Origin of the sequence: Alteribacillus iranensis (assembly GCF_900113025.1) — a bacterium.
Taxonomy (GTDB): domain Bacteria; phylum Bacillota; class Bacilli; order Bacillales; family Marinococcaceae; genus Alteribacillus_A; species Alteribacillus_A iranensis.
Genome location: NZ_FONT01000001.1, coordinates 547,358 through 561,229, shown reverse-complemented (window position 1 = coordinate 561,229; position 13,872 = coordinate 547,358). Strand labels below are relative to the sequence as shown.

Annotated in this window: 15 protein-coding genes; 13 read left to right on the top strand and 2 right to left on the bottom strand. The window is 39.7% G+C overall.

The features are described 5' to 3' along the window. Positions 1-34 precede the first annotated feature (34 nt). The 3 genes from BM095_RS02795 to hfq are packed head-to-tail and all read left to right on the top strand — an operon-like array spanning position 35 to position 2,057. Positions 35-826: a class I SAM-dependent methyltransferase gene (locus tag BM095_RS02795; RefSeq protein WP_091657074.1), complete on the top strand. Its 792-nt coding sequence runs from the start codon at positions 35-37 to the stop codon at positions 824-826. Further along, positions 823-1,758, top strand: coding sequence for a tRNA (adenosine(37)-N6)-dimethylallyltransferase MiaA (gene miaA, locus BM095_RS02790; protein WP_091657072.1), 936 nt, complete (start codon positions 823-825; stop codon positions 1,756-1,758). The genes BM095_RS02795 and miaA overlap by 4 nt, the downstream gene beginning before the upstream one ends. 44 nt (positions 1,759-1,802) lie before the next feature. Then, positions 1,803-2,057, top strand: coding sequence for an RNA chaperone Hfq (gene hfq, locus BM095_RS02785; RefSeq protein WP_091657068.1), 255 nt, complete (start codon positions 1,803-1,805; stop codon positions 2,055-2,057). 113 nt (positions 2,058-2,170) lie between these two features. Here the strand turns inward: hfq and BM095_RS02780 are convergent, their stop codons facing one another. Then, positions 2,171-3,157: a tyrosine-type recombinase/integrase gene (locus tag BM095_RS02780; RefSeq protein ID WP_091657066.1), complete on the bottom strand. Its 987-nt coding sequence runs from the start codon at positions 3,155-3,157 to the stop codon at positions 2,171-2,173. A gap of 141 nt (positions 3,158-3,298) precedes the next feature. Between BM095_RS02780 and BM095_RS02775 the strand changes: the two genes are divergently transcribed. From BM095_RS02775 to glnA, 4 genes are all read left to right on the top strand, one after another. Next, on the top strand, positions 3,299-4,243 hold the full coding sequence (locus BM095_RS02775; RefSeq protein ID WP_091657063.1) for an AAA family ATPase: 945 nt from the start codon (positions 3,299-3,301) through the stop codon (positions 4,241-4,243). After that, complete coding sequence (gene hflX, locus BM095_RS02770) at positions 4,240-5,487, top strand: GTPase HflX (protein WP_091657060.1); 1,248 nt, start codon at positions 4,240-4,242, stop codon at positions 5,485-5,487. Before BM095_RS02775 ends, hflX begins: the two co-directional genes overlap by 4 nt. 18 nt (positions 5,488-5,505) lie before the next feature. Then, positions 5,506-6,789, top strand: a complete 1,284-nt coding sequence (locus tag BM095_RS02765; protein ID WP_091657057.1) for a methionine gamma-lyase family protein — start codon at positions 5,506-5,508, stop codon at positions 6,787-6,789. A 161-nt stretch (positions 6,790-6,950) separates the two neighbouring features. Further along, positions 6,951-8,267 (top strand): type I glutamate--ammonia ligase, encoded by a 1,317-nt coding sequence (glnA, locus tag BM095_RS02760; protein WP_091657869.1) that lies wholly within the window; start codon positions 6,951-6,953, stop codon positions 8,265-8,267. Positions 8,268-8,517: 250 nt separating this feature from the next. On the opposite strand, the gene lexA is transcribed toward glnA, so the two are convergent. After that, complete coding sequence (gene lexA, locus BM095_RS02755) at positions 8,518-9,138, bottom strand: transcriptional repressor LexA (RefSeq protein WP_091657054.1); 621 nt, start codon at positions 9,136-9,138, stop codon at positions 8,518-8,520. Positions 9,139-9,303: 165 nt separating this feature from the next. On the opposite strand from lexA, the gene BM095_RS02750 reads away from it, so the two are divergent. The 6 genes from BM095_RS02750 to BM095_RS02725 all read left to right on the top strand — a co-directional run bounded on the left by BM095_RS02750 (position 9,304) and on the right by BM095_RS02725 (position 13,833). Continuing rightward, on the top strand, positions 9,304-9,504 hold the full coding sequence (locus BM095_RS02750) for a hypothetical protein (protein WP_091657052.1): 201 nt from the start codon (positions 9,304-9,306) through the stop codon (positions 9,502-9,504). Positions 9,505-9,508: 4 nt separating this feature from the next. Then, a complete protein-coding gene (locus tag BM095_RS02745; RefSeq protein WP_091657049.1) occupies positions 9,509-10,153 on the top strand; it encodes a YneB family resolvase-like protein in 645 nt (214 codons plus the stop codon). Between the two features lie 175 nt (positions 10,154-10,328). After that, a complete protein-coding gene (locus tag BM095_RS02740) occupies positions 10,329-10,553 on the top strand; it encodes a DUF896 domain-containing protein (protein WP_091657047.1) in 225 nt (74 codons plus the stop codon). Between the two features lie 319 nt (positions 10,554-10,872). Then, on the top strand, positions 10,873-12,867 hold the full coding sequence (tkt, locus tag BM095_RS02735) for a transketolase (RefSeq protein ID WP_091657867.1): 1,995 nt from the start codon (positions 10,873-10,875) through the stop codon (positions 12,865-12,867). Positions 12,868-13,055: 188 nt separating this feature from the next. Then, entirely contained in the window at positions 13,056-13,493 is a 438-nt protein-coding gene (gene sirA / locus BM095_RS02730; protein WP_091657044.1) for a sporulation inhibitor of replication protein SirA, read from the top strand. A 115-nt stretch (positions 13,494-13,608) separates the two neighbouring features. Next, positions 13,609-13,833, top strand: coding sequence for a YneF family protein (locus BM095_RS02725; RefSeq protein WP_091657042.1), 225 nt, complete (start codon positions 13,609-13,611; stop codon positions 13,831-13,833). Positions 13,834-13,872: the final 39 nt, after the last annotated feature.

Sequence of the window (13,872 nt, the reverse complement as noted above, 5' to 3'; positions counted from 1 at the left end):
AAACAGGGTAAGATAGAGACAAGGAGATAGCCAAATGATTATTTCAACGCGTCAGAGACCGACCAAAGATGAAGTAGAGGAGGCTCAATATTTAGCCAAGGCGTGGGATGCGGTATATTTAGAACGAGATAAAAAGTCATTTAGAAAGTGGTTGAATGAAACGAGACAATGCATATATGTCGTGCACGATAAGGCTGATAAATTATACCATCCAAGCTGTGAAGAGCCGTTTTATTTTCATCCAAGTATGTCTTTCCTCCGAATCAAGCGTATGATGAAAGGAGAGCCCGATCCACTTATTGAAACGATAAGAGGGAAAGCAGGTATGAAAGTGTTCGATGCTACCTTAGGTTTTGGGTCTGACAGTATTGTCCTTAGTTATGTGGCGGGAGAAGAAGGACAAGTTATAGGAATGGAAAAAAATCCTTATATCTCTCGAATCGTGCAAAAAGGGCTTCAACAATGGGTAGAGGACCTGTCAGCATTTAATCAAGCTATGAGAAGAGTGAAAGTATTAACAGGAGAGAGTTACAAATTTTTACGCGAACAAGCGGATCAATCATTTGACTATGTATATTTTGACCCAATGTTTGAACATACATCAGATCGTTCTCCTCATTTTCGAGCTATTCGGCCCCATGCACACTATGGCAGGCTTCAAGAGAACGATGTGAAAGAAGCTTTACGGGTTGCAAAAAAGTGTGTCGTAGTGAAAAGCTCCTATCCTAATCAGAGTATAGAAAAACTAGGTTTTTCTTTTCATAACCGTCGGAGCCGTTCCTCTTTTCGTTATGGAATTATAGAAAAGAAAGGGCGTATCACATGAAGAAAAAGAACAAAGTGGTAGTGATTGCGGGACCTACAGCAGTCGGGAAATCTGAAGCGGGTATCAAACTTGCTCAGTGGTACGGAGGAGAGATAATAAGCGGGGATTCCATGCAAATATATAAAGGGTTAGATATCGGTACAGCAAAGGTATCTCCTTCTGAGCAGCAACTAATCCCTCATCACTTAATTGATAAAAAATCACCCTCTGAATCTTATTCAGCAGCTGAGTTTCAGGAAGATGCTGATCGACTGATTGATCATTTGAACGACAAAAATAAACTTCCGATCGTAGTTGGCGGGACGGGTTTTTATTTGCGAGGTCTTACGAGAAAACTTGATTTTCACAATGCTAATGTAGATGAATTATACCGAAGGAATTTGGAAACGTTTGCGGCCGAACACGGTTCAGAAGCTCTTCATGAAAAACTAAAACAAGTTGATCCGGAAAGCGCTGAAAGCATTCACTACAATAACGTAAAAAAAATAATTAGAGCCTTGGAAATATACCATGTGACTGGTAAAAAGAAAAAAGATTTTTCGTTTCAGGAAGACAATGATTCCCCGTACCATCTTGTATTAATCGGTATGACGATGGAGAGAGATTTACTTTACGAACGTATCAATAAGCGTGTAGATCAAATGGTAGAAGAAGGGGTTATAGAGGAAGCAAGGTGGCTATACCAAAATTTCCCGAAAGACTGTCAAGCAGCACAAGCGATTGGATACAAGGAATTTTTCCCTTATTTTAAAGGGGAATATAATAAAGAAGCTGCTATCGAAATCTTGAAACGTAACTCTCGTCGTTATGCAAAGAGACAACTAACATGGTTTCGAAATAAAGAAAATATGACGTGGTTCCATATAACAGAGAAGAATAAAAATGAAAAAATTCAGGAAATGATCCGGTTTACGGCAGGAGAATTACAGTAGTTGTCGAATCACACTTATGAGAGCTCGATGAGGGGGACGATAACATGAAACAGCCAATCAATATTCAAGATCACTTTTTAAATACGTTGCGTAAAGAGAAAACACCAGTAACTGTCTTTTTATTAAATGGTTTTCAATTACGAGGCCAGGTTAAGGCTTTCGATAATTTTACCGTAGTATTAGATAGCGACGGTAAGCAACAGCTTGTGTATAAGCATGCCATTTCCACTTTCGCACCGCAGCGCAATATTTCACTTCACCCAGAAGCAGAAACGGAAAGTACTCCTACCAATGTGTAACTTCATTTTAAATAAAACTTCCGGTGAGATACCGGGAGTTTTATTTATTTAGTTGTATTTGTTATGAATTGTTCTTTCCCTTATAAGAGGGAAGAGCAACTGAAAAATCAGAACTAACTATCCCGAGAAAGACGAAACGTATATTCGTTTCTTTCTACATATTCAATATATTTATTTAATGTTAAAATAGTTTGCAGACCTAACTTGTCCTTTAGCTCCTCAGGCGAGGTTCCCTGCACTAATTCTCGAATGATAAAAGTATTACGAAAATGACGAGCAGAAATAGCCCTTGTGATATCGGCACGCTTTCTCTCTTCTCTGATCATTTTTTGAATGGCAACTTCTGTTAAATTTTTCGGAGAATCAGTTTCATAGCTCCATCGATAGGTTTTTCTTTGGAAGTCAAACGCAACTAAGAGCGGATCGGTATCTTTGTACGGTCTTACTGGTGCTGGAATTGCTTTTACATAATAATGGAGTAGTTTTTTTTCAGTAGTGTTCAGCTGGATAACACGCGGATTTCCAGTTATTTCAGGGATGGAAATAGTACCTATGCCTTGGTTGATGTGTTTCATTTGCAAATGTGATAGTTCTTGTAACCTTAGGCCATAATAAAGAAATAGAGAGACAATAAATAAATTTCTCGGTGCTAAGAGAGGTCGTGCCGCTGCTTGTTTAATAGACAAACCGGCATCTGACTTCAATGAAGAGAGTAAACGGTGTTCCTCAGTGGCGGTTAACAATTCTTCGTCTGAAAGTGTATTCCAGACAGACTCGTCTAAGTCGAGTGAAGCTAGAGGATTAATATGTAATTTGCCGTTCTTTCTTAAAAAAGAAACATATTTTTTCAAGACAGTCTGAATTCTTTTCAAAGTACGAAGCTGATATCCTCTCTCTGATTCTAATAAATGGAAGTACGTTTCAAATAGTTGTGGCGTTAAGTCTCTTGGGGATGATGCTTTGTTCTCCCCTTTTACTACTTCTACATATCGAAAAAAATCAGCTAGATCATAGCTGTACCTTTTAATAGTACTTTTCTTTCTTTGGTTGGCAGCAAGATAATCTAAAAACCTTTCTGCTTCTTTTGGCAACTGATGCATAATTCATCACTCCTCTCTCCCTGTCTCCCGCGGTTACACAGATATTATAACAAACCTATGACTCACATATCTCTCCTTTCTACGTATAGTATAGGTAAACGCCTGTTTTATTTCTAAAGGAAAGAGAGGGGATTTGTTGTGATGGTTAATACAGAGGGTCGTGAGAGGATTCAAGTAACAATACAACCTTCAAAAAAGGAGCCACCCCTCAGAAACACGGAATACTATTTATTTGCTGAGGAGCATTACGCCCTTCAAAAGGCAGAGAAAAGTTTGAGTAAAATGATCGGAGTCACTCAAGTGAAAGAATTTATCAGAGAAATGTATGCTCTTGTTTATGTTAATCAATGCAGGGGGAAACTGAACCTTGAAGCTGCTCAGCAAAATCTGCATATGATGTTTATTGGAAATCCAGGGACAGGGAAAACAACGGTTGCTCGAATCCTTGCTCAAATGTTAAAGGACATGAATATTTTAGAAAAAGGACATTTTATCGAGGCGGAACGGGCTGATTTAGTCGGTGAATATATAGGTCAAACTGCACAGAAAACGAGAGATTTGATAAAAAAAGCATCAGGAGGTGTATTATTTATTGATGAGGCTTATTCTTTAGCCAGAGGAGGCGAAAAGGACTTCGGGAGAGAAGCTGTGGATGCTTTAGTAAAGGCTATGGAAGATCACCAGCATACATTTATTCTTATTCTAGCAGGCTATCCTGCTGAAATGAAGAAATTCTTACGTTTAAATCCGGGACTTCCTTCAAGGTTTCCGAATATCTTACACTTTCAAGACTTCACAAATGAACAGTTGCTTGATCTATTTAAACGTATGGTGAAAGAAAGAGATTATGAATGTACCGATCAGTTAACTAAAAAAGTAGCTGCTCATTTTCAAGTACGAACTTTGGAAAACACAAAAAGCTTTAATGGGCGTTACGTTCGAAACATGATCGAAAAAATTATCCGTCGCCAGGCTCTGCGACTACTGAAAGAAGGAAAAATAGATAAACAATCCCTCGTTACGTTAGAAGCAGGGGATTTTGTCGAAGAGGAACAAAGAGAGAATCATAAAGGAGGCTCTTTATGACAGAACGAGTAATTGTTGTTGGCTGTCAATTTCCAGACACGGGTGAACAAAAATTTCAAATGCTCATGGATGAATTAAAAGAGCTCGTACACACGGCCGGTGGAGAAGTGGTAGGACATATTATACAGAACAGACAAAAACCAGATCCTGCAACTTATATAGGGAGCGGCAAACTAGAGGAATTAATGAATGCGGCGGAGACCCTTGAGAGTGATTTAATCGTTTTCAATGATGAATTATCCGCTGGCCAAGTTAGAAATTTGGATGCCAATCTTAATGTGAAGATAATTGACCGTACCCAGATTATTCTCGATATCTTTGCTAACAGGGCTCATACCAAAGAAGGGAAAATTCAAGTGGAATTGGCCCAGCTAATGTATTTACTTCCGCGCTTATCTGGCCAAGGACAAATGTTATCCCGTCTTGGCGGTGGGATCGGAACCAGGGGACCGGGTGAGACAAAATTGGAGACAGACCGGCGGCATATCCAAAAAAGGATGGATGACTTAAAGAAGCAGCTTGAAGCTGTTAGAGCTCACAGAGAAAGTTATCGGAAGCAACGAAGAAAAAATAATGCTGTGCAGTTTGCTTTAGTTGGTTATACGAACGCAGGAAAATCGACGTTATTGCAAAAATTGTCGGGAGCGGAGACATTTCAAGAAGACCTTTTATTCGCAACACTGGACCCTTTGACGAGGCAGGCAGAGCTTCCGTCCGGTTATAAAGTACTCCTTACAGATACTGTTGGGTTTATACAAGATTTACCTACTACACTAATAGCAGCTTTCCGATCGACATTGGAGGAGGTAAAGGAAGCGGATATTCTATTGCATGTTGTAGATGTTTCTCATCCTGAAGCCCATACACAAATGCAGACAGTGGACAAGCTGTTGGATGAATTAGGAGCAAATTCTATCCCCGTTATTACTGTATACAACAAACGTGATAAGCTAGAAGGGTACTACAATGAAGACACAAGCGGAAAATCCACTATTACTATTTCTTCATTCAGTGATGACGATATCATGAAATTAAAACAAGTCATGGAAAAGACTTTGATAGAACATATGAGGTACTATCGCTTATTTATTCCAGTTTCGCAAGGAAAAGACTTAGCAACCATTCAACAATTTACGCTAATTCAACAGGAAGAGTTGTCGGAAGAAGGAGATGGCTATAGTATCGAAGGATACGTGCTTGTAGATCATCCAGTAAATGGAACGATTCGGAAATATGAAAGATAAGAAAAAGGGTGGGGGAGAATGACACCAGAAGAACAATTAATAGAAAAGCTATCAGAAAGAGCAGAGAAAAAAACACGTGAGCAACGGGAACATGTGGAGGCTGTTGCTGAACGAAACCAACAGCGCTTACTGAATATATTTCATGAAGAAAAAGTGTCTGCCTATCATTTTCAATCTTCTACGGGGTATGGATATGATGATATTGGCAGGGAGACACTTGATCAAGTATACGCTAAAATCTTTGGTACAGAAAAAGCTATAGTACGTCATCAATTTATTTCAGGAACCCATGCTATTACGACGGCATTATTTGGTAACTTACGACCAGGAGATCACTTGGTCTATGCAGGAATGCCATATGACACGTTACAAACAGTCATTGGAATTTCTGGCAATGAGCCTGGTTCATTGTCGGAATATGATATTTCATGTACTGTAGCTCCTTTAGCAGACGATGGGTACCCGAGTGTTGAAGTATTATTAACACATGTAAAGCCGGAAACAAAAATAGTGGCATTTCAGCGTTCGAAGGGCTATGCAATGCGCCCGTCTATTTCTATCGAAACATTACGTACGTTAATCCATGATATCAAAAAAGCGAGGCCGGACTTGATCGTTTTCGTAGATAATTGTTATGGAGAGTTTGTAGAGGAATTAGAGCCGGGACATGTAGGCGCTGATTTACTTGCAGGATCACTTATTAAAAATCCGGGAGGAGGAATTGCGAAATCCGGAGGTTACATTGCGGGCAATGCCACACTTGTCGATCGGGCTGCTTCACGATTTGCAGCACCTGGAATTGGGCTGGAGGGCGGTGCAACATCTGATATGCTTCTAGATATGTTTCAAGGCCTTTTTTTAGCACCTCATACTGTATCCCAAGCTGTGGCGGGAGCATTATACACTTCAGCAATATGTGAAGAGTGTGGATTAAACACTTTGCCTCATTATAAAGAAACACGTACGGATCTGATACAAGCGGTCGTTTTAGAAGACAGAGAAAGAATGATACGCTTTTGTCAAGCGATTCAGGAAGCGTCTCCTGTAGACTCAAACGTTTCGCCTTATCCCTCTTCCATGCCTGGGTACGAGGACGAAGTCATTATGGCTGGTGGGACTTTTATTCAAGGGTCTAGTATTGAATTTTCGGCTGATGGTCCAATGCGTGAGCCTTACATCACTTATGTACAGGGGGGATTAACCACCTCCCATGTAAAAATTGCTGTAAAACATGCACTAGTCACATTGATAAAAGAAGGTTTATTACGTTTGCCAGCCTCTCATCATGGGAAAATAAATTGACAACAAATATAACTTTATGTAAGATAAGCCCATAAATTAACTAATTAGTGTAAACTATTACTTGTTCGTGTAAAACATATTTTCACATCACAATCTTGCTTAAAGAAAGAGAGGAATCTCGTTTGAAAGCCCATCATTACACAAGAGAAGACATTACAAGAATGGCTGAAGAAGAAAATGTAAAATTTATCAGACTTCAGTTTACGGATTTACAAGGGATTATTAAAAATGTAGAAATTCCAGTCGACCAGCTACAGAAAGCATTAGATAACAAAATGATGTTTGATGGCTCGTCTATCCAAGGTTTTGTCAGAGTAGAAGAGTCTGACATGTATTTATACCCTGATTTGAACACATGGGTTGTATTCCCGTGGACTCCTGAGAAAGGGAAAGTCGCCAGGCTCATATGCGACATTTATGAACCAGGTGGTACAAGAGGAGAGCCTCGGCCATTCAGCGGGGACCCACGCGGTATTTTAAAGCGAGTATTGAAAGAAGCAGAAGAGATGGGTTACACTGCTTTTAATATTGGTCCAGAACCTGAGTTTTTCCTTTTCAAAAATGACGAAAAAGGGGAACCAACACTTGAATTGAATGACAAAGGTGGTTACTTTGACCTCGCCCCAACCGACTTAGGTGAAAACTGTCGTCGGGATATTGTCCTCGAACTTGAAGATATGGGATTTGAAATTGAGGCATCCCACCATGAAGTCGCTCCGGGCCAACATGAAATTGATTTCGAGTATGCTGATGCGATTACGGCTTGTGATAACATCCAAACTTTTAAGTTGGTTGTAAAAACCATTGCGAGAAAGCATGGGCTGCACGCCACATTTATGCCGAAACCATTGTACGGTGTCGCTGGTTCAGGAATGCATTGTAATATGTCCTTGTTCCGGGGGAATGAAAATGCGTTTTTTGATGATGCTACAGAGACGCAGTTGAGCGAAACAGCTATGCAATTCTTAGCAGGTATACTTGATCATTCACCAGGATTTACGGCTCTAACTAATCCTATTGTTAACTCTTACAAACGGTTAGTTCCAGGATATGAAGCTCCCGTATACATTGCCTGGTCTATGCAAAATAGAAGCCCTCTTGTTCGTATTCCTTCATCAAGAGGACTAAGCACACGTGTAGAAGTAAGAAGTCCTGACCCTGCTGCTAACCCTTACTTAGCGATGGCATCTATGCTGGCTGCAGGATTAGACGGAATTAAACGAAAAATGAAAGCTCCCGAAGCAATGGATCGTAACATTTATGACATGGGAGTAAAAGAGAGAAAAGAAGAAAACATCCATCAATTGCCTTCTAACTTAAGAGAAGCCATTGATGCTCTCTTGGATGATCAAGTTTTAGTGGAGAAAATCGGAGAACATGCTATTAATCATTTTGTAGAGGCAAAAGAAATAGAATGGGATATGTTTAGAATGCAAGTTCACCCATGGGAGCGAGAGCAATATCTCTCCCAATATTAAAAAAGCATGAAGCTATTAAAAAGGGGCTGTATCAAAAGGTCATAACCATGATCTTTTGACAGCCCCTTTTATATTCAAACGATTTGTTGTGCACTTAATTTTCTGTTGAAACAACCGGTGCCAGTGCGATTTCCGTCCAAGCGCAAACGGCATTTATGTGTTTGTGCTGTAATTTTTACAGGGCGGGAAAAGATTCAGCTAATCCGTCAGAATGTCACTTTTCGTAGATCACCGGGTTTAATGACAATTATTAATGAATGGTGCGGAACACACCTATCACTTTTCCGAGAATCGTACAATTGTCTAATATAATAGGCTCCATGGCGGAATTTTCAGGCTGGAGTCTTATATACCCGTCCTCTTTAAAAAAGCGTTTTACCGTAGCTTCCAATTCTTCGGTCATCGCTACTACGATATCTCCATTGTCTGCTGACTGTTGCTGGCGAACGATAACAAGATCTCCGTCATATATTCCAGTTTCAATCATACTTTCCCCTTGAATGGTTAATATGAATACTTTCTCATCTGTGACCATACTCTCTGGTAATGGGATATACTCTTCTATGTTTTCCACAGCTGTAATAGGGTCTCCAGCAGTAACTTTACCTAGAACAGGGACATAAACAGCTGAATGCTCTGAAATCTGTGTCTCTTCTTCGAGATGAAGGACTTCAATAGCTCTAGGCTTCGTAGGATCACGGCGAATATAGCCTTTACTTTCAAGTCGGGATAAATGGCCGTGCACGGTAGAACTTGAGGCAAGCCCTACTGCTTTACCTATTTCACGAACAGAAGGGGGATAACCCTTTTTCTTTACTTCGTCTTTTATATATTCAAGAATTTGCTCTTGACGTTTTGACAATTTTGTCAACCACTGCACCTCCTTTGGACATCTTATATTTTCTTTTATTGTAGCATGGAAAACATATGTCCGCAAACATTAGTTCTGGATATCTTGACGAGAACATAAGTTCTTTATATACTAAGATTAGAAAAAAGGGAACGTATATTCTTATATACGTGAGGAGGGGTTTTTATGTTTTCAAAACTGAAAAAGTTAAACAGCCAAGAGTGGGGAATTTTATTGTTATTCATTATATCTATATTGTGTCTCGTCTTAACGGTCAAGATGACTGGGCACAGTGAGGGAGAAAGTACTCTTCCCGTTTTTGCGGAAGGAAATAATTATGAGGTAGAGAGTCCTTTAACTGTATACAATAATAAAGTGGAGGAATAATCAAATGAAACGCTGTGTTATATACTGCCGGGTTAGTACAGATAAAGAATCACAGCAGACCTCTTTGATGAGGCAGCAGCAAGAATTAATTAACTTGTCGCAACACTGTGGTTTTAAAATAGAGAAGATAATCACAGAAGAAGCAAGTGGTTATTCACTGGAGAGAGAAGGTTTGCTTGAAGCATTGGATTTGCTCGGTTCTTCAGCTGCACAAGTTCTATGTATACAAGATGAAACAAGACTGGGGCGAGGAAATGCGAAAGTCGCTCTTTTGCATCAGTTATTTAAAATGGATGTGCCTATTTATACGGTAAAAGATGAAGGGACGCTCGAAGTATCTGAATCTGATCATATGTTGATGGAGATTGTATCGATGGTGGAAGAGTATCAGCGGAAACTTCATAATCTGAAAATAAAACGAGGAATAAAAAATGCAATGGAAAAAGGGTATAATCCAGGAGAGAATTTATCTCGCACTACCGAAGGCGGTCGAAGAAAAAAAGAAGTACCAATAGAAGAAATTATACGGCTGCGCGAGAGGAAACTCACCTTTCATGATATTGCAGCCACGTTACGAGGTTTTGGGTACGAGGTGTCCAAAGCTACCGTTCATCGGAGGTATAAAGACTACATAAACTCTATAGACTAGGAATTAAAAATAAATTTCAGCTTATTCAATGAAATGGAAGGTGAGGAGTATGCAACGCCTCTCACCTCTATGAATGAAACTTGCCTTATACGTTTTTTTACCCTATTATATCATTATATAAACAAGTTCGGGTTCATTTCTTTATTATGTATTTAGGGAGGTTTAAATTTAACTCATGCTCTCTCAAGAGAAAATAGACCGTATTAATGAATTAGCAAAACGTTCGAAAACGACGGGTCTTACCAATGATGAAAAGGAAGAACAGCAAACACTTCGAAAAGAGTATTTAAGTAAATTTCGCTCTTCCTTTAAAAGTCAGTTGCAATCAGTAAAGGTGATGGATCCAAATGGAGACGATGTAACACCGAATAAACTGGTCCAGATGAAAAAACGGAATTAAGAAACTTCCAGTAATGTATCTTCATTATCATCACATATAACCTCAGCCTGATGGCCTGCCATCAGGTTTTTTTATGTGGATGCAATTATACAGTTCGTGTCGGTAAGGTGTCTAGCTGTAATAAATACTCTGAAATATTATAAAAGTACGGGTAGTGACTGTGAGATATGAAGAAGAGGACTGTTAACGGATCCTCCTCGTAAATAATTTAAGAGACATGTTTTGGAAGGGAATCTTGTGCTATCGTTCAAGAACGTTTATGATGTAAGACAGTGAAGCCTTTATACATAATTGTGAAATGGAAAGGAAGGAATACATGATGGAAGAGCATCAAAGAGATGAATTGGCAATTAGTACTATTCGTACATTATCCATAGACAGCATTGAACAAGCCAATTCGGGACACCCAGGTTTACCAATGGGTGCGGCACCAATGGCTTACGTTCTATGGACAAAATTTATGAAACATAACCCAGGAAATCCTGAATGGTTTAATCGTGACAGATTTGTGTTGTCAGCAGGTCACGGATCTATGCTTTTATATAGTCTTTTACACCTCAGTGGTTATGATTTGTCTTTGGATGAACTAAAGAATTTTAGACAGTGGGGAAGCAAAACCCCAGGACATCCCGAGTACGGTCACACACCAGGTGTGGAGGCAACCACCGGTCCTCTCGGTCAAGGGATGGCGATGGCTGTAGGCATGGCGATGGCTGAAAGGCATTTGGCCGCGGTGTATAATAAAGATAACTTTAACATTGTTGATCATTACACCTATGCTTTATGCGGTGATGGTGATTTAATGGAAGGTATCTCTGGCGAAGCGGCATCATTAGCAGGACATCTTAAATTAAATCGCCTCATTGTCCTCTATGATTCAAATGACATTTCTTTAGATGGAGATCTTCATCAATCATTTTCTGAAAATGTTAGAGGGCGGTATGAAGCATACGGTTGGCATACGATATTAGTAGAAGACGGGAATGATCTGACATCAATTGAAAAAGCGATTGAAGAAGCACGACAATCAGACCGACCTACATTAATTGAAGTGAAAACGGAAATTGGTTTTGGGTCCCCCAATAAAGGTGGTACGAATGCAGCGCACGGGGCGCCTCTTGGGAAAGAGGAAGCGTCTATCGTAAAAGAGAATTACAAATGGGAGTTTGAAGAGGATTTTCATGTACCAGCTGAAGTAACCGAATATTTTGCGGAAGGTAAAGCGGAAGGTGCACGGAAAGAACAGGATTGGAATAGTCTTTTCTCCCAATATAAGGAGCAATATCCTGAGCTTGCAAATCAATTTACATTAGCTGTAAAAGGTGATCTTCCTCAAGGCTGGGATAAAGACCTTCCTGTTTATTCTGACGAAAAACTTGCAACTCGTGCAGTATCCGGAGAAGCTTTACAAGTATTGGCAAATTCTATCCCGTCCCTGTTTGGTGGATCAGCTGACTTGGCTTCGTCTAATAAAACTTTAATCAAAGAGGAAACAGATTTCAGCAGAGACAATTATAAAGGCCGGAATATTTGGTTTGGTGTCAGAGAGTTTGCGATGGCGGCAGCAGCAAATGGTCTGAAACTCCACGGTGGAGTGCATCCATATGTTGCAACATTTCTTGTCTTCTCTGATTATTTGCGCCCTGCACTTAGACTGAGTGCTCTGATGGAGTTGCCAATAACCTACGTATTTACTCATGACAGTATAGCTGTCGGTGAAGATGGTCCAACTCATGAACCGATCGAACATGTAAGTTCTCTGCGTGCCATTCCTAACGTGAATGTTATTCGGCCTGCTGACAGTAATGAAACAATTGAGGCTTGGAAAGTATCCCTAGAAAGTGAGAAGACACCAACAGCTTTAGTACTCACGCGTCAAGGATTACCGACATTGGAAGGTACGGCAGACAAAGCGAAGGAAGGACTTAGAAAAGGAGCTTATCTCCTTCTTGAGGCTGATCCACAACCTGATGTGTTATTGTTAGCAACAGGATCAGAAGTCTCGTTAGCTGTAGAAGCGAGTAATGAATTGGGAAGAGAAGGTATCAAAGCAAATGTAGTTAGCATGCCAAATTGGGCAGCGTTTGACCAACAGGACCTTTCTTATCAAGAACAGGTACTTCCTGAAGAGGTGCCAGCACTTGCCATAGAAATGGGGGCCAGTCACGGCTGGCATAAATATGTTGGGAGAAAAGGTGCTGTTTTAGGCATAGACCGGTTTGGTGCTTCGGCTCCAGGTGATAAAGTTGTTCATGAATATGGCTTTCACGTAGAAAATGTAGTTGCCAAAGTAAAATCATTGTTAGATTCTTAAATAAATAAGATAATAACCCCAAATGAGGTTTTACAACTTTTCATTTGGGGTAAATTACATCTATCATTTCTTTGTATCAGTTTATTCTTCTTCGACAAAATAAGTTTTTTTTATTTTCAGAAATTGACAGTCCTTTTACTAAAATTCCTGTATTCTTACAGTAAAGGAGTGAAAGGAGCGAATAAACCATGAACCGGTATCAATTAGTTATTATACAAAAAGAAGTCGCCCTGCATTATTATCAATCGGAGGAAAAACTATTTCGACTCTTTTTAGATTATCATAAAGCGTATGATTGGGCTCAACCCGTTCTTGAAAAACAAATTCATTATATTACAGAAGACATTAAACGGAGAGATTGGAAAAGATATATTCACGAGCCACTCAAAAACATAGGGTATAATAGCACATCCATGGGGGAAGGGTTATTCTATCAATCGCTGAAAACGGAGAGCAGTTTAAAAGTAACTAATCAATCGATCTGGTTTCATCATGAAGGGGATGTAAAAGAAGAGTGGAAAGTTTTTGATTGTTTAAAAAGCTTATCCCCTTGTATGTTTGCCGTAAATATTGATCGAAATACCTACGGATGGTTAAAGCCAATGAAAGTTTTCTCTGTGTTGTAAATAATTACTGTCCTCCTCTTTTAATGAACTATGGGATGCGTTATAATGATATAGGCTATTGGGATCAGATATGTAGAAAGCAAGGCAGCAATGGTGTTAGAAGGAGGAAGACGTAATGGACTGGCTTTGGTTTGTGCTCGTCGGCGTGCTCTGTTTGTTAGCAGGTGCACTTATTGGTTTTTTCATTGCCCGAAAAACAATGGTTAATTATTTGAAGAAAAATCCGCCGATTAACGAGCAGATGCTTCGGGTTATGATGATGCAAATGGGGCAAAACCCGTCGCAGAAAAAAATAAATCAGATGATGAAAGCAATGCAGAAACAATATGATAAAAAGTAATGAAAAAGGCTGTTCTGATACTCATCAGGACAGCCTTCT